Consider the following 15,257-nt stretch of genomic DNA (forward strand, 5'->3'; position numbering starts at 1 on the left):
GATTATGCCAGAGAATGTGCAGCCAACACGCCTCTCCCCAACTGACCGCGAGGCGATTACCAGCCAGTCGTTGACGCTGAGTTACGAAAAACAGGTTGTGATTGATGCGTTGGATATCACGCTGCCAGCCCAGAAAATTTCGGTGCTGGTGGGCAGTAACGGCTGTGGCAAGAGCACGCTATTGAAGTCGTTTGCCCGCCTGCTGAAACCCACGAGCGGCACGATTATTGTCAACGGAGCGGATATCCATCGGCAATCCACCGTTGAGGTGGCGAAGTCACTGGCGATTCTTCCACAAATGCCGACCGCGCCGGAAGGCCTGACGGTCTATCAACTGGTGAAGATGGGACGTTACCCGCACCAGTCGTGGCTGAAGCAGTGGTCGACAACGGATGAAGAAAAAGTGCTTCAGGCGTTGCGCAGTACCGGCGTGCTGGCATTAAAGGATCGCGCGGTGGATTCGCTGTCCGGTGGGCAGCGCCAGCGCGTATGGATCGCGATGACGCTGGCGCAGGATACCGATATTGTCCTGCTGGATGAACCGACGACCTATCTCGATCTGGCGCATCAGATGGAGGTGCTGGATTTGCTACGTGAGTTGAACCTCCAGCAGCAGAAAACCATCGTCATGGTGCTGCATGATTTGAATCTGGCGTGTCGCTATGCTCATCACATGGTGGCCGTCCATAATCGAACGGTATTTGCGCAGGGCAACCCGCGCGACATTCTCACGGAAGCTACGGTAAAAACGGTGTTTAACCTGAACTGTCGCATCATTGACGACCCGTTCTTCGGCACGCCGCTGTGTATTCCGTTTGGTCGTGAAGCTGTGGAGACCACAGCCGATGTCGGCTAATCGCCTAACGGCGCAGCAGTGGGCGATGCTCTCCGGCACGCTGCAATTAACGGATGCCTCGCAGCGGGCAGGGCAGGCGAGTTGCCCGAGCCGCAGGGTGTTAGATCCCGACTATTGCCGTTGGCTGCTGGAAACGCTGACGCCACCGCTGCTGTCGCCATCGATCAAGATTACTGCTTCGCTGCTGGCAAAGCGCATCGGGTTCTTAACCACGGCCGCCAGCCTGTACGCCATGTCGGTGTATAACAAAGGGCTGAACATGACGCTGGATAACAGCGTGCTGGAATTCGGACACGCTCACCTGTGGACATCGACCATGCCGCTGTACGATCTCACCGTATCCCAGCCGGAGCTGGGGCTGCGGGATGCATGGCGCAATAGCCTGTTCGACACGCTGTTTGCTCAACACCTGTCGCCGATCCTGCATACGCTGGCGACGGTGTCGGGCGCGCCGCGGCGCATCCTGTGGGAGAACGTCGCGGTACGGGTGTTTTCATTATACGAGCAGCGCATTGAGTGGGACGATCCGGCGGCGGTGTGCGCACCGGGAATGACGCTGGCGCAGCAGGTGCAGCAGGACTTTGACGCCTTACTGGCTGCGCCCGGTGAACGTTTCGGCTGTGATGATAATCCGCTGACGCCGTTCTTTCGTCCGAAAACGCGGGTTCCCGTCGCGGGGCGCTCGGTGAGCTTTCGTGACGTGCGCTTTCGCCGCACCTGCTGTTTTTATTACAAGGCGTCGCAGCCACAGGAATACTGCCAAAATTGCCCATTACTGCGCCCCGCTAGAAAAACGTAGGGAACGTTTTTCAACGTCGCTTGCGACGGCCCGTAGGGTGGCGGGCAGAAAGCTCGCCATACAAAAACGGGCTGACACAGATAAAAATCCCTTAGTGCTCAGAATCTCTGCTACAATCGGCGGCAGTCATGCACCGTAGTTGTGCCCGTTCATCGTGGTTGTTGCGTATGTCGTTGTTACGTGAAGTGTTACGTAAATTGTTGCGTTAATAGTGGCCCGCCAAACCCGTCTTACTGACCCTCTGAAAACTACACCGGCTGCTGTCCGGTCAGAGCGGATCTGGAGTTGTTCTTTTTATGTCATTTGATTCTCTCGGCCTGAGTGCCGATATTCTGCGCGCGATTGAAGAGCAGGGTTATCGCGATCCTACCCCTGTTCAGCGTCAGGCTATCCCTGTCGTGCTGGAAGGGCGCGATTTGATGGCCAGTGCCCAAACGGGTACGGGTAAAACGGCGGGCTTTACGCTGCCATTATTGCAACTGCTGAACAGCCGTGAAGCGCAGAATAAAGGGAAAGGCCGCCGTCCGGTTCGGGCATTGATTCTGACGCCAACTCGTGAGCTGGCAGCGCAGATTGATGAGAATGTGAAGGCGTACAGCAAATATCTGCGCCTGCGTTCACTGGTCGTATTCGGTGGGGTGAGCATTAACCCGCAGATGATGAAACTGCGCGGCGGCGTGGATATTCTGGTGGCGACGCCGGGGCGTCTGCTCGATCTGGAACACCAGAACGCCGTTGACCTGTCACAGATTGAGATTCTGGTACTGGATGAAGCGGACCGTATGCTGGATATGGGCTTCATTCACGATATTCGTCGTGTACTGGCGAAGCTGCCTGCTAAACGCCAAAACCTGCTGTTCTCCGCGACCTTCTCTGATGAGATTAAAGCGCTGGCGAACAAGTTGTTGACTAATCCAGCCTCGGTTGAAGTTGTGCGTCGTAATACGCCGTCTGAACTGGTGACGCAGCATGTCCATTTTGTCGACAAGCGCCGCAAGCGTGAACTGCTGTCACAGCTGATTGGTGAAAATAACTGGCAGCAGGTACTGGTCTTTACCCGTACCAAACACGGCGCTAACCATCTCGCTGAGCTGCTGGAAAAAGACGGTATTACCGCTGCGGCTATCCACGGTAATAAAAGTCAGGGGGCGCGTACGCGTGCGCTGGCGAACTTCAAAGACGGCAGCATTCGCGTGCTGGTCGCGACCGATATTGCCGCGCGTGGTCTGGATATCGACCAACTGCCGCACGTGGTGAACTATGAGCTGCCAAACGTGCCGGAAGATTATGTTCACCGTATCGGTCGTACCGGTCGTGCGGAAGCAACGGGCGAAGCGCTGTCGCTGGTGTGTGTGGATGAGCACAAGCTGTTGCGTGACATTGAACGCCTGCTGAAGCGTGAAATTCCGCGTATCGCTATCGAAGGTTACGAGCCGGATCCGTCTATCAAGGCCGAGCCGATTGTGAATGGCCGCCAGGGCAATCGTGGCGGTGGCGGGGCGCGTAACGGGTCGCCTCGTGCGCAGTCTGGTGCGCCGCGCGGACAGTCCGAGCGTAGTCAAGGTCAGGGTGAACGCCGCTCGGCCGATGGCAATCGTCAGCCGCGTAAAGCCGGCGGCAATAGCGATAGCACGTGGGGTGGTAATAAAGGCAACAGCGGTAAGGGCAATGGCGAAGGACAACGCCGCGCGCCACGTCCGCAAAACCGCAGTAAGCCAGCGGACAAGTAAAATAGATAGGGAGCCAGTGGCTCCCTTTTTTATCGCGTTATTTCGCCGTGGCAGGCTGTGCAGCCGTGCGACGTGGGCGGTAGAACATCACCGCGTTGCCCGCCAGAATCAGCAGCAGGCCGATAAGCGCGTTGGGCCGCCACTGGTAATTTTCAAATAGTGTTGAAATCGACAGCGCCACCAGCGGAAAGAGCAGCGTGGTGTAAGCCGCCTGGCTGGCACCGATGCGACCGATCAGGCTAAAGTAAGCACCGAAGCCGATGACTGAACCAAAGATCGCCAGATAGAACAGTGACCCCAGATAGCTGGTGCTGTATTCCGGTGCGAAGTGATATCCCTGCATCAGGCTGAACAATCCCATCCATAGCGCCCCATATCCCATGCCCCAGCCGTTGGTAGTCATGACGTCGCGACCCTGTCGCTGGTGCTGGGCGCTAATCATATTACCGAGTGAGAAGCAGTACGTGCCCAGAACGCTCAATCCCACCCCCCACAGTAGATAGGGCTGCGCGTCGATCTCCGTCAGATCGTGCCAGAACAGTGCGACGATGCCGATAAGTCCGAGCGGTGTGGCGATCGCCACGTTGCGCGTTAATGGCTGCCCGAAGAACAGACGGCTGTTAAAGGCGTTAAACAGCACCGCCATCGAGAAAATGATGGATTCCAATCCGCTCGAAATCCAGGCGATGGCGTGGTAAAAACAAAGAAAGTTGACGCCGAATACGCATAGCCCTTGTACCATACACAGCAGATGAGCGCGTGGCGAAAGCGGACGCAGGCGGCGCGTCAGAGCCAGAAACGTCAGCAAGATGGCCGATGCCAGCGCAAAGCGCCAGAACACGGACACTTCGGCAGCGACCTCGCCCTGTTGCAGGCTGATGGCGATCCAGGTCGTGCCCCAAATCAGAACGACAGAAAAGTAGAGTAGGGTATTCATTGAGTGATTCCGCATGAGTGCATGTCGGCAGTATGGCGCATGCGTTTGTCGCGGGCTTTCAGCTCCTTGCGGTGAATAACAGAATCTTGCGGTTAAGTGAAAACGGAGGCAGCAATGCATCGTTATAAAGCGTTCGATACCATGCTGCATCATAAAACCGAGCTGCGTGACACCGTTGAGCTGACGTCCGGCGTACGGCTGGCCTCCTGGTTTAACCGCCACGATCGCGTCACGATGGAAAACACCGAACACCATACGCTTAGCCTTTATATCGCGGATGGCTATGAGAGCTACCATCAAACGGCGGACGGCTGGCATAACGGCGGCGGGCCGGATCGTTTCTGCCTGATGCCGAAACAAAGCGTCTCGACCTGGGATATCCGTGGCGACCTCAGTTTTGTTCACCTGTATTTTGACGATACGCACCTGCGACAGTTGGCAGAGCAAACCTGGGATCGCAGCCCGGCATCGATCTGCACGGAAGAACGGATATTTGGCAGCGATCCGCTGATTACCTCGCTGTATCGACAGTTTCTACTGAATAACCGCTGGGATGACCCGGCGAATCAGCTTGTTCTTGGCAGCGCGGCGACGCTGTTGATGATTCAGGTGCTGCGTGGTTACACCCAGTTGCAATGGGAGCTGCCGACGGTACGCGGCGGGCTGGCACCCGCGGTACTGCGGCGCAGCAAAATGCAGATTGACGCGAATCTCGATCAGCCTCTGACGCTACAGATACTGGCGGCGGAAGCGGGGCTTAGCGAGTTTCACTTTGCGCGCATGTTTCGCCAGAGTGTGGGAATGGCGCCGCATCAGTATGTCCTGAAACAGCGGCTGGCCCGCGCTGAAGTGCTCGTGCGACAGGGTACGCAGCCGATCACGGATATCGCGCTGGCCTGCGGGTTCAGCTCTGCCAGCCACCTCAGTCATCAATTCAAAAAGGAATACGGCCTGACGCCGTCGGCGCTGCGGTCGGCGCAGAAGTAGGTGGGGCGGACAGATGTCCGCCTTTCTCTTTTCTGGACGCGATTATTTCGCCGCCAGCAGGCATAAATTCAACGCCACTTCATACGACTTCACAAATGACGGCACGGGTAAAAACTCAAACCGCGAGTGGAAATTGTGCGCACCGGTGAAGAAGTTTGGCGTCAGCAATCCTTTGGCGGACAGCGCCGCGCCGTCCGTGCCCCCGCGCATTGGCGTCACTTTGGGTTCAATGCCCAGCGTGTCCAGCGCAGCAAACAGCAGGTCGATAGCCCGGCGATCGTCGGTAATGGCGTTGCTGATATTGCTGTAGATATCGGTGAGGCTGAATGTCACGCTACCCGTCGGGTACTGTGCGGCAATCTTCTCTGCGATCGTGGCGATCTGCTGTTTCCGCTGTTCAAACGCAGCTAAATCGAAATCGCGGATAGAGGCTTTAAGCTTCGCTTCATTGGCATTCGCCGTCAGATCGTTAAACCAGATATAGCCCTCGCGTCCTTCCGTATGCTCCGGCGTCTGTTGGCGATCGAACTGGCTGATAAAGTCATGCGCCATAAGCAGCGGATTGACCAGTACGCCTTTCGCCGACATCGGGTGCGCGGGCACGCCGGTAAAGCGAATTTCCGCCGAGGCTGCATTGAAGTTCTCATACACCACTTCACCCAGTTCGCAGCAGTCGATGGTGTAGGCAAAATCGACATCGAAGCGTTTGAGATCGAGCGCTTTCGCACCGCGCAGCCCAATTTCTTCGTCCGGCACGAAGGCCACCACGATATCGCCGTGCGGCGTGGCATCGCTCAGATTTTCCATCAACGTCATCACCACGGTAACGGCAGCCTTGTTGTCCGCGCCGAGTACGCTGGTGCCGTCGCTAAAAATAATGTCCTGCCCGATATACGGCAGAATTTCCGGGTGTTCGGCCGTGCGCAGCCAAATGTCCTGTTTGGCATTCAGACACAGATCTTCGCCGGTAAAGCGCAGTGTCTGCGGGTGAATATGCGGCGACAGGCCGACGTCAACCGTATCGATATGGGTGATAAAACCGATGCGCGGCGCGGACGGACAGTTGCCCGGCTTCACGGCCGTCACGGTGGCGTGCTCATCAATCACGACATCCTGTAGACCCAGCGCACGCAGCTCGTCCGCCAGCACTCGCGCCATCTCATGCTGTTCTGGGGTGCTGGGCAGCGTTGTCGAGCTGGCATCGCTTTGGCTGGAGACGGCGAGGTAACGGTAAAAACGCGTGCTGAGCTGATGAGCCAGACTGTCTGTCATAACGAATCCTTTTTATTCAGTACGTTTATTCAGTGATAGCGTTGATTGTTATCCTAACGTAGAAATTATTTCATTTGAGGGTTTTATTTGTCATTTTATTGTCATGACTTTTATAACCGTGCGATGGAATACAAATAACAAGCGAGGTCTGGGATGAAAAAAGCAGGAGTACGATTCACATTGGCTGCGTTGACGCTGGCTGTCGCCTCAGCGGCCTCGGCGAATACGCTGGTATATTGCTCAGAAGGATCGCCGGAAAACTTTAACCCACAGCTTTACACGTCTGGTACCAGCGTGGATGCCAGCGCGGTGCCGATTTATAACCGTCTGGTGGATTTCAAAGTTGGTACTACGGAGCTGATACCGAGTCTGGCGGAGCGCTGGGATATCAGCGCCGATGGGCGCGTGTATACCTTCCATTTGCGCAAAGGCGTGCAATTCCAGAGCAACAAATATTTCAAACCTTCGCGTGATTTTACTGCCGACGACGTTATTTTCTCCTTCATGCGGCAAAAAGATCCGCAGCACCCTTATCACAACGTCTCGAAAGGCACCTATGCCAATTTTGAAAGTCTGGCCTTTGGTTCGCTGATTCAGAGCATCGAAAAAGTGGACGACCATACGGTGCGCTTTACGCTCTCCCATGCAGAAGCGCCGTTTCTGGCCGATTTAGCCTGGTACTTCGCGTCTATCCTCTCTGCGGAATATGCCGACGCGATGCTCAAAGCCGGGACGCCGGAGCGTGTGGATATGGAGCCGATTGGTACCGGGCCTTTTGAATTAGCGCAGTATCAAAAAGATTCTCGCATTCTGTTTAAGGCGTTTCCCGCCTATTGGGAAGGCAAAGCGAAGCTGGATCGGCTGATTTTCACCATCACGCCAGATGCCTCCGTGCGTTATGCCAAGCTGGAAAAGAATGAGTGTCAGGTGATGCCGTTCCCTAATCCCGCCGATCTGCCGCGCATGAAAGAGAACAAGGATATCGTGCTGATGCAGAAAGCGGGATTGAATACCGGCTTCCTGTCGTTCAATACCCAAAAAGCGCCGACGGATAATGTGAAAGTGCGGCAGGCGTTAACGATGGCGATTAATAAGCCCGCGATTATCGACGCCGTTTTCCAGGGTACCGGAACGGCGGCGAAAAACCTGCTGCCGCCGGGCGTCTGGAGCGCTGACAGCGACCTGAAAGACTATGACTACGATCCTGAGAAGGCGAAGGCGTTGCTGAAAGAAGCGGGCTTGGATGAGGGAACCACGATTGAACTGTGGGCGATGCCGGTGCAGCGTCCGTATAACCCGAATGCCCGCCGGATGTCGGAGATGATTCAGGCCGACTGGGCGAAAGTCGGCGTGCAGGCCAAAATTGTCACCTTCGAGTGGGGGGAATACCTGAAGCGGGTGAAAAGCGGTGAGCATCAGGCGGCGTTGATGGGCTGGACAACGGCGACGGGCGATCCTGATAACTTCTTCGGGCCGCTCTTTACCTGTACGGCGGCCAACGGTGGTTCTAACTCGGCAAAATGGTGTTATGCACCGTTTGATAAACTCATTATCGAAGCGCGCGCTTCACAGGATCACGAGCAGCGTATTGCCCTATACAAGCAGGCGCAGCAGATGATGCACGATCAGGCACCCGCCGTCATGATTGCGCATTCCACCATCTTTGAACCAGTCCGCAAGGAAGTGACCGGCTATGAGGTCGATCCGTTCGGTAAGCATATTTTCTATCAGGTCGATGTGAAGAAGTAAGACGCAGAGAGTCCGGCACGCAGTGCCGGATTCTGGTGTGATGCGGTTACTCGGTTTCGTCGCCGTAATACAGTTTACCGATGCGGATAATATCGCGCCCCTGTGATTTACGATGCTTATTGGAATCGCGCAGGGAGTAGATGCAGCCGCAATACTCCTGTTGGTAGAAACGTTCACGTTTGCTGATTTCGATCATACGCGACGAGCCGCCGCCTTTACGCCAGTTGTAATCCCAGTAGGTGATGCCGGGATATTTCTGCGCGGCGTTCTGGCCACATTCGTTAATCTGCTGCATGTTTTTCCAGCGGGAAATCCCCAATGAACTGGAGATAACGCTAAAGCCGTTTTCTGCGGCGTACAGCGCCGTGCGCTCGAAACGCATATCAAAACACATGGTGCAGCGAATGCCGCGTTCGGGCTCCCACTCCATGCCTTTGGCGCGTTCGAACCAATTATCCGTGTCGTAATCAGCATCGATGAAAGGCACGTTATGTTGTTCGGCGAAGCGGATGTTTTCCTCTTTGCGGATCAGGTATTCACGCTGTGGGTGGATGTTAGGGTTATAAAAGAAAATGGTGTAATCGATGCCAGAAGCGGTGATGGCTTCCATGACTTCACCAGAGCAGGGCGCGCAGCAGGAGTGCAGCAACAGCTTGTCGGCATTATTCGGCAGAGAAAGCTGTGGACGTTGCAGCGCAGCGGTTTTGACGTTCTGCATAGTTTTGACATTCGACATAAGAAATAGTCACTTCGTTGTGGTCCGCAAGGACGGTATTGGCACAAATTCGTAACGAATTATTGATGATAGGCTCACAAGAGGCAACCTCCGAGCCCGCCCGGCGTTATCTTTCCCGTTGCGTTCCCCGTACAATACCCCCTAAGATTGCCTGCTTTTTTAGCCGTGCAATGAATGGCTGTGATTAACGATTGAATGGTTACCGAGTAGCGTTATGCGTGTTCTGCTTGCCCCGATGGAAGGGGTTCTCGACTCATTAGTGCGGGAACTACTGACCGAAGTAAATGATTATGACCTGTGCATCACCGAGTTTTTACGCGTGGTGGATCAGTGCCTGCCGGTGAAGTCCTTTTATCGCCTTTGCCCTGAATTGCACCACGCTAGCCGCACGCCGTCCGGCACGCTGGTGCGCGTACAGCTACTGGGGCAATATCCACAGTGGTTGGCGGAAAATGCGGCGCGGGCCGTTGAGCTAGGTTCGTATGGCGTCGATCTTAACTGCGGCTGCCCGTCGAAGCTGGTGAACGGCAGTGGCGGCGGAGCGACGCTGTTAAAAGATCCCGAGCTGATTTATCAGGGTGCGAAAGCCATGCGTGAGGCGGTGCCTGCCCATTTGCCGGTCACGGTGAAAATACGGCTGGGTTGGGATTCCGGCGATCGCCAGTTTGAAATCGCCGACGCGGTGCAGCAGGCGGGCGCAAGCGAGCTGGTCGTGCATGGCCGCACCAAAGAAGACGGGTATAAAGCCGAATGTATTAACTGGCAGGCAATAGGGAAAATCCGCCAGCGATTGCGGATTCCGGTGATCGCCAACGGCGAAATCTGGGACTGGCAGAGTGCGCAGGACTGCATGGCGACAACGGGTTGCGACGCCATCATGCTCGGGCGGGGGGCACTAAACGTGCCGAATTTAAGCCGCGTGATTAAGTATAACGAACCCCGTATGCCGTGGCCTGAGGTTATGCTGCTACTCCAAAAATACGTGCAGTTGGAAAAGCAGGGCGACACGGGAATGTATCACGTCGCACGCATCAAACAGTGGCTCGGCTATTTGCGTAAAGAGTACGACGACGCCACTGAATTATTCAGCGAGATTCGCACCTTGAAGACCTCAACAGATATTGCACGCGTGATTGGTGAGCCGTAGGCGCTCACCGTTTCCTCATTTTCTACCTGCCCACAGGCTTCGTGTTCTCATCGCGTTGTGCAGATTTAACGCACCCCATCACTCTCGCGCTGGCCTGTACTTTACTTTACGAATCGGTTGACGGTATAACACTCCATCTATCTGGAAGTTTAGACGTCTATAAAGAAAGGTCATCATGGAACAACACGCATCAGGCACGGAAGGGCAGTTTAAGCGCACCATGAAAGCTCGCCACTTGGTGATGCTTTCGCTCGGCGGCGTCATCGGTACCGGCCTGTTTTTTAATACGGGCTACATTATCTCCACGACGGGGGCGGCCGGGACGCTATTGGCGTATCTGATCGGCGCGCTGGTGGTGTATCTGGTGATGCTTAGCCTGGGGGAACTGTCCGTCGCGATGCCGGAAACCGGGGCGTTCCATGTCTATGCTTCCCGCTATCTTAGCCCGGCTACGGGCTATACCGTGGCGTGGCTGTATTGGCTGACATGGACGGTCGCGCTGGGCTCAAGCCTGACCGCTGCCGGTTTTTGCATGCAGTATTGGTTCCCGCAGGTGCCAGTCTGGACCTGGTGTCTGCTGTTTTGTGTGCTGATCTACCTGTTGAATATCGTGTCGTCCCGCTTCTTTGCCGAAGGGGAATTCTGGTTCTCGATCGTTAAAGTTGTCACGATTCTCGCCTTTATCGTGCTCGGCGCTGGCGCGATGTTCGGTTTTATTCCTATGCAGGACGGTTCACCTGCGCCGTTCTTCCAGAACATTACCGCGTCTGGCTGGTTCCCACATGGCGGCCTGCCGATCTTGATGACGATGGTGGCGGTAAACTTCGCTTTCTCCGGTACGGAGCTGATCGGTATTGCGGCAGGGGAAACCGAGAACCCACAGAAAGTGGTGCCGATGGCGATTCGTACGACCGTCGCGCGACTGGTGATCTTCTTTCTGGGCACGGTGCTGGTACTGGCGGCGATGATCCCGATGGAAGAGGCTGGTATCGCGAAGAGCCCGTTTGTGCTGGTATTTGAAAAAATTGGTATTCCTTACGCCGCTGATATTTTTAATTTCGTGATTTTGACGGCGATCCTGTCTGCCGCTAACTCAGGGCTGTATGCCTCGGGGCGTATGCTGTGGTCGCTGTCCAACGAAGGCACGCTGCCGCGCCGTTTTTCTCGCCTGACGCGCCGTGGCATTCCACTCTTTGCGATTTCCGTCAGTATGCTGGGCGGCCTGCTGGCACTGTTTTCCAGCGTGGTCGCACCGGATACCGTCTACGTCGCGCTGTCTGCGATTTCCGGCTTTGCCGTGGTGGCGGTGTGGCTGAGCATCTGTGCATCGCACTATATGTTCCGCCGTCACCATATCCGCACGGGAAAACCGCTTTCCGACCTGCAATATCGTGCACCCTGGTTCCCTATTACGCCGATTCTTGGTTTCCTGCTGTGCTTACTGGCCTGCGTCGGACTGGCGTTTGATCCAAGCCAGCGAATTGCGCTGTGGTGTGGAATTCCGTTTGTCGCGCTGTGCTACGGTGCTTATTATTTCACGCAGTCAATGAAGAAGCGTGGATTAACAGGAGTGGAAGACATTGCGTAAAAATACGGTTACCGAACTGCTGGCGACGGCCCCCACGATTGTGCTGGATGGTGCGTTGGCAACCGAACTGGAAGCGCGCGGCTGTGATTTAACGGATCCACTGTGGTCGGCGAAAGTCCTGGTTGAAAACCCGGCGCTGATTTATCAGGTCCATCTCGACTATTTCAAGGCAGGAGCGCAGTGCGCGATTACGGCCAGCTATCAGGCGACGCCACAAGGGTTTGCGGCGCGCGGCTATAGCGAAGCAGAGTCGCTGGCGCTGATTGCCAAGAGCGTGCAGTTGGCGGCACAGGCGCGGGATGATTACCATCGCGACAATCCACAATCTGGGTCGCTGCTGGTTGCGGGGTCGGTGGGGCCATACGGCGCCTATCTGGCGGATGGCTCGGAGTATCGCGGTGATTATCAGCTGCCGCAGGCTGACATGATGGCGTTCCATCGGCCGCGTATGGCGGCGCTGTTGGAGGCGGGAGCGGATCTTCTGGCCTGTGAGACGCTTCCGTCTTTTGCGGAAATCGAGGCGCTGATTGCGTTACTGGCGGAGTTCCCGCAGGCGCAGGCCTGGTTCTCCTTCACGCTGCGCGACAGTGAACACCTCAGCGATGGTACGCCACTGCGCACGGTGCTGGCGCGGGTCAATGCCTGTTCGCAGGTGGTTGCCGTGGGGATCAACTGTATTGCGCTGGAAAACGTGACGCCAGCATTGACGCACTTGTCTTCGCTGACGGATTTGCCGTTGGTGGTTTATCCCAATTCCGGCGAGCAGTATGATGCGGTAACGAAAACCTGGAGCAACGCTCACGATGCCACCTGTTCGCTGACGGCGTATCTGCCCGAGTGGCAAGCGGCAGGGGCACGTTTGATTGGCGGCTGCTGCCGAACTACGCCCGCTGATATTGCCGGTATTGCACGCTGCTGCCAGCATGAGAGTCAGCACTAAATAAGGGGATGCCGTGATGGGAAATGATGTGAACCTGCAACATGCGTACTCGCTTGCCAGACAGCGCGTCGCGCCGGAGGTGCCGGTAACGGTGCTGTGCATTGGCGAACAGCAGACGACGGTTGTCTGCGGGACGGCATCACAACCGTCGGCAATTCTGCAACTGACTATCGGTTTTGATAAAACGGCGGCGACGTTTTTCAAGCATCTTCCCCCAACGCCAGACGAAATGGAGCTGGCGATCATGGCGGTAGAGGATGAAGTGACGCGGATTCGCCACGATATTCCTGCGGGTTCCGTTCTGTTTTCTTTCGATCCTGCGTTGGTCACTATTGCACAGATTTCGGGAGCAGAAGAAGAGGATGCTGGCTGGTGCTTGCCGCAGGATGATATGGAGCGGACATTTAAACGGCTGGAACGCGTCATGCTGGGGAGTCCAGCGACCTGGGAGGGCATCCCGCTTGAGAACGCTTTCTCTGCCCGATTGCTGATTTTACGTGAGTTTATGCACCATCATGGCTTCGATTCTGCACTGATTTTGCTATTACCTGCGGTTGTTGCGTGAAGAACTAGCGGTTTTTGCCTTCTCAGCTACTATTAACGGCGGTCAGCGTCCAGCAAGGGGGCTGACCGCATTTTTTTGCTGGGAAACCTCCGATGGCATTCGTCAACTGGCATTCTCTGACAGGAAATTGCGTTCAGGATATCTGACGTTGTAAGGTAATAATGCGGTTTTATTATCAAGGTCGGTAATGTTATCGCAGTGCCAGCATGTGACAGGACGTACGGTGTAAATCAAGGAGGGTGAGAGGACGGCCATTGGGCCATATTATGTTACCTGTATGATCTATTTTACGGATGACTGAATCATTATTATCTTGAATTTCCGTACAACAGCGTAATAAAACGCTGTTCAATGTGGCGGGAATCAATGTTATTTCAGGGAGTCCAGTGAGGGGAAAGAACATGGTTGAACATTTCACAGGGAAATATGAAGTCGAACTTAAATTTCGCATCGACGATATAGCCGTTTTCCGGAATACGCTTTTTAGCCTTCACCCAGAGGCTTTCGTCTTTGAAAATAAAGAGCACGATGTTTATTACGATGATGCAGAGAATCGCCTGCAGCAGCAAAATATCAAAATGCTGGTGCGCCGCATGGAGCCATCGGGGATTAAGCTTTGGATCGTGAAAGGGCCGGGCGTCGATCGCTGCGAAGCGGTTAACGTTGAGGGCTTTGAAAAAACCGACAGCATGCTACAGACGTTAGGGTATCGACCGCTTTTTGAAATTCATAAAATCCGCAGCATCTACTTTTTAAACGCTTTCCACATTACGCTCGATTATATTGAATCGCTTGGTTATTTCGTGGAAATATCGGTGATGACCGATGATGAAACCCAGTTGAAAGCACTCAGAGATCGGTGTATAGAGTGTGCACTGCGGCTTCAATTGTCATTGGATAATATTGAAACGAAATCTTATTATCAATTATTAGGTTTTAATTAACTGTTATTTTATGGTTATTGAATTGTTGTTTTTATTGTTCGATTTAGGCATGGGGAAATGATGAAGAAATTTATTTCGGCGGTACTGGCCACAGTAGTAATGGCTTTTTCTCTGTCCGTTTATGGCAACGATGTGGCGCAATATAAAGACGGTACCTACATCGGTACAGCACAGGGCAAGGCGGCAGAAGTTGAGGTTACTGTCAGTATTAAAGAAGGCAAGATTGCCAACGCTGAAGTGCTGAAGCACGGCGATACCGAAGCGATGATGCTGAGTGCGACGGATCAAATCGTGCCGGAGCTCATTGAGAAGCAGGATATTAACAAGGTGGATGCGGTAACAGGGGCAACGTTATCGAGTCAGGGCGTGATTAACGCGGTGAAACAGGCGCTCGAACAGGCAAAAGTCACGCCGTAATCGTCACTGTTACCGCTGAGGAAGGAATCTACCGCCGTGGAAGACCTGCTGATTATTCTGCGTCATACGCCTTATTGGGTGTGGATCGTTTTGGGTTACCTGATTTATGCCGGAATAAAAGCCAGCCAGCCGAGGCGACAATCGCTGACGCGGATGTTGGTTGTGCCGATAGTTTTCATGGTGTGGGGCGTTAGCGCGATTTTTCATGCGCTGCTGATCCCGCTTGCGGCGTCAGGGGGATTTCTGCTGACGTTGATCGTTGGGCTGGGCATTGGGTGGACGTGGGGGAAAACGTCAGGCGCTTATCTGCCGGAATCACGCGTTTTTCAGCGCACGGGTTCATGGTGGCCGCTGGGATTAATGCTGCTGACGTTTTGTTCTCGTTTCTATTTTTCCGTTCAGCTGGCTCGGTTTCCCGCGTTGGCGCATGACCCCGCATTCTGTCTGTTGTCCGGCGCGGCAAGTGGGATTACTGCTGGAATATTTAGCGGCGTCAGCCTGCGTTTGCTCAACCAGATGCGCAAAATTAGACCGTCTCTGACGTAATGCTATAAAAAACAGTGGGTTGATAAAACCGTTTGTCAAAATTT

The 15,257-nt window shown here is 54.7% G+C and carries 15 protein-coding genes; 12 read left to right on the top strand and 3 right to left on the bottom strand.

What is annotated here, in order from left to right; all coding sequences use genetic code 11:
- Window positions 1-4 precede the first annotated feature (4 nt).
- The 3 genes from R9X49_RS04350 (at window position 5) to rhlE (ending at window position 3,385) form a co-directional block, all read left to right on the top strand.
- Window positions 5-856 (top strand): ABC transporter ATP-binding protein, encoded by an 852-nt coding sequence (locus R9X49_RS04350; RefSeq protein WP_319847338.1) that lies wholly within the window; start codon window positions 5-7, stop codon window positions 854-856.
- The gene (locus tag R9X49_RS04355; protein WP_319847339.1) at window positions 846-1,655 is read left to right on the top strand and encodes an IucA/IucC family C-terminal-domain containing protein; all 810 of its coding nucleotides are present in this window, start codon (window positions 846-848) and stop codon (window positions 1,653-1,655) included. The genes R9X49_RS04350 and R9X49_RS04355 overlap by 11 nt, the downstream gene beginning before the upstream one ends.
- A gap of 296 nt (window positions 1,656-1,951) precedes the next feature.
- Complete coding sequence (gene rhlE, locus R9X49_RS04360) at window positions 1,952-3,385, top strand: ATP-dependent RNA helicase RhlE (RefSeq protein ID WP_319847340.1); 1,434 nt, start codon at window positions 1,952-1,954, stop codon at window positions 3,383-3,385.
- Window positions 3,386-3,422: 37 nt separating this feature from the next.
- Here rhlE and R9X49_RS04365 read toward each other — a convergent pair whose 3' ends face one another.
- The gene (locus tag R9X49_RS04365; RefSeq protein ID WP_319847341.1) at window positions 3,423-4,322 is read right to left on the bottom strand and encodes a DMT family transporter; all 900 of its coding nucleotides are present in this window, start codon (window positions 4,320-4,322) and stop codon (window positions 3,423-3,425) included.
- A gap of 114 nt (window positions 4,323-4,436) precedes the next feature.
- Between R9X49_RS04365 and R9X49_RS04370 the strand changes: the two genes are divergently transcribed.
- Entirely contained in the window at window positions 4,437-5,309 is an 873-nt protein-coding gene (locus tag R9X49_RS04370; protein WP_319847342.1) for an AraC family transcriptional regulator, read from the top strand.
- 42 nt (window positions 5,310-5,351) lie between these two features.
- Here R9X49_RS04370 and pepT read toward each other — a convergent pair whose 3' ends face one another.
- Window positions 5,352-6,581 (bottom strand): peptidase T, encoded by a 1,230-nt coding sequence (gene pepT, locus R9X49_RS04375; RefSeq protein ID WP_319847343.1) that lies wholly within the window; start codon window positions 6,579-6,581, stop codon window positions 5,352-5,354.
- Window positions 6,582-6,734: 153 nt separating this feature from the next.
- On the opposite strand from pepT, the gene R9X49_RS04380 reads away from it, so the two are divergent.
- Window positions 6,735-8,330, top strand: coding sequence for an ABC transporter substrate-binding protein (locus R9X49_RS04380; protein WP_319847344.1), 1,596 nt, complete (start codon window positions 6,735-6,737; stop codon window positions 8,328-8,330).
- A 46-nt stretch (window positions 8,331-8,376) separates the two neighbouring features.
- On the opposite strand, the gene R9X49_RS04385 is transcribed toward R9X49_RS04380, so the two are convergent.
- Entirely contained in the window at window positions 8,377-9,048 is a 672-nt protein-coding gene (locus R9X49_RS04385; RefSeq protein WP_319848577.1) for an epoxyqueuosine reductase QueH, read from the bottom strand.
- Window positions 9,049-9,280: 232 nt separating this feature from the next.
- Here R9X49_RS04385 and dusC point away from each other — a divergent pair, with 232 nt between their 5' ends.
- The 7 genes from dusC (at window position 9,281) to R9X49_RS04420 (ending at window position 15,213) form a co-directional block, all read left to right on the top strand.
- Complete coding sequence (gene dusC / locus R9X49_RS04390; protein ID WP_319847345.1) at window positions 9,281-10,213, top strand: tRNA dihydrouridine(16) synthase DusC; 933 nt, start codon at window positions 9,281-9,283, stop codon at window positions 10,211-10,213.
- A 175-nt stretch (window positions 10,214-10,388) separates the two neighbouring features.
- Window positions 10,389-11,801 (top strand): S-methylmethionine permease, encoded by a 1,413-nt coding sequence (mmuP, locus tag R9X49_RS04395; protein ID WP_319847346.1) that lies wholly within the window; start codon window positions 10,389-10,391, stop codon window positions 11,799-11,801.
- Window positions 11,794-12,741 carry a homocysteine S-methyltransferase gene (gene mmuM, locus R9X49_RS04400; RefSeq protein WP_319847347.1) on the top strand — a complete coding sequence of 316 codons (948 nt, stop codon included), beginning with the start codon at window positions 11,794-11,796 and terminating at the stop codon, window positions 12,739-12,741. Before mmuP ends, mmuM begins: the two co-directional genes overlap by 8 nt.
- Window positions 12,742-12,757: 16 nt before the next feature.
- On the top strand, window positions 12,758-13,306 hold the full coding sequence (locus R9X49_RS04405; protein WP_319848578.1) for a hypothetical protein: 549 nt from the start codon (window positions 12,758-12,760) through the stop codon (window positions 13,304-13,306).
- 401 nt (window positions 13,307-13,707) lie between these two features.
- Window positions 13,708-14,250 carry a class IV adenylate cyclase gene (cyaB, locus tag R9X49_RS04410; protein WP_319847348.1) on the top strand — a complete coding sequence of 181 codons (543 nt, stop codon included), beginning with the start codon at window positions 13,708-13,710 and terminating at the stop codon, window positions 14,248-14,250.
- A 60-nt stretch (window positions 14,251-14,310) separates the two neighbouring features.
- Window positions 14,311-14,667 carry an FMN-binding protein gene (locus tag R9X49_RS04415; protein ID WP_319848579.1) on the top strand — a complete coding sequence of 119 codons (357 nt, stop codon included), beginning with the start codon at window positions 14,311-14,313 and terminating at the stop codon, window positions 14,665-14,667.
- 36 nt (window positions 14,668-14,703) lie between these two features.
- Window positions 14,704-15,213 (top strand): DUF6622 family protein, encoded by a 510-nt coding sequence (locus tag R9X49_RS04420; RefSeq protein ID WP_319847349.1) that lies wholly within the window; start codon window positions 14,704-14,706, stop codon window positions 15,211-15,213.
- Window positions 15,214-15,257: the final 44 nt, after the last annotated feature.

The organism is Pectobacterium carotovorum (assembly GCF_033898505.1).
Taxonomy (GTDB): Bacteria; Pseudomonadota; Gammaproteobacteria; order Enterobacterales; family Enterobacteriaceae; genus Pectobacterium; species Pectobacterium carotovorum_J.